General features: G+C 58.5%; 1 protein-coding gene. It reads left to right on the top strand.

The genetic code is table 11. The features are described from left to right. A partial coding sequence (locus R0J87_RS21340; protein WP_498888798.1) for a nitric oxide synthase oxygenase occupies positions 1-265 on the top strand: 265 nt, incomplete at both ends.

The following is a 265-nucleotide window of genomic DNA, read 5'->3' on the forward strand; positions in this document are numbered from 1 at the left end:
CTCTTGCATTTACCGCACAATGTGAGGCGCTCGGATGGCAAGGGGCGGGCGGTGATGTCGACCTGCTGCCAGTGGTGATCGGCGAAGCCGGAAAAGAGCCCAAATGGTTCGAGCTGCCGGCAGACGCCAAGCCTGAAGTTGAAATTGGGCACCCAGACTGGCCAGCGATGGCGGACCTTGGAGTAAAGTGGTATGCGGTGCCGCTCATATCCGATATGAAGCTTGAAATCGGCGGGGTCGAATACTGCATGGCCCCCTTCAATGG

Source organism: Halomonas sp. SIMBA_159 (assembly GCF_046536035.1).
Taxonomy (GTDB): Bacteria; Pseudomonadota; Gammaproteobacteria; order Pseudomonadales; family Halomonadaceae; genus Vreelandella; species Vreelandella venusta_A.